2 protein-coding genes are annotated in these 433 nt (G+C 72.7%); both read right to left on the minus strand.

Annotated features, from left to right (window positions below):
• Positions 1-199 (minus strand): acyl-CoA-like ligand-binding transcription factor (locus UK12_RS41965; RefSeq protein WP_442973909.1); only part of this gene is annotated, 199 nt, incomplete at its 3' end.
• Positions 200-319: 120 nt separating this feature from the next.
• Complete coding sequence (locus UK12_RS44660; RefSeq protein WP_269432063.1) at positions 320-427, minus strand: TetR family transcriptional regulator; 108 nt, start codon at positions 425-427, stop codon at positions 320-322.
• Positions 428-433 lie beyond the last annotated feature (6 nt).

Here is a 433-nt window from a genome sequence, read left to right on the forward strand (position 1 = left end):
CGGCCAGCAGCCTGGGTAGCGGATCCTCGTCACCCAGGCCCCACCGGTCGGCCAGCGCGGCGGCGAGGGCGGCCTCGGTGTTTTCGCTGATCTCTCTCGTGCGAGCCCGAAGTGCCGGACTGTCAGCCACCACTCGCCAGAAGTCCGCCGATGCGGGGTTGAGCCCGAGCGCCGGCTCGCCGCGGGCCAGGCCCGCCATGCGGTCTGCCCGGACCGCGCCGACAGCCGCCTGCTCAGGAGGCGCACTGTCGAGGACTTGGGCCAGCCGCTGCTCCGCGTCGGCCTGCCGGTCGCAGAGCAGATCCTCCTGGGCCGGGAATCACTTGAAGACCTGGTTGACCGCGACCCCAGCGGCGCGGGCCACCTCCGCGACGGTGACCCGGTCGAAGCCGCGCTCGGCGAAGAGTCCGAAGGCGGCATCCGCGATGGCAGT

It is taken from the genome of Saccharothrix sp. ST-888 (assembly GCF_000955975.1).
GTDB lineage: Bacteria > Actinomycetota > Actinomycetes > Streptomycetales > Streptomycetaceae > Kitasatospora.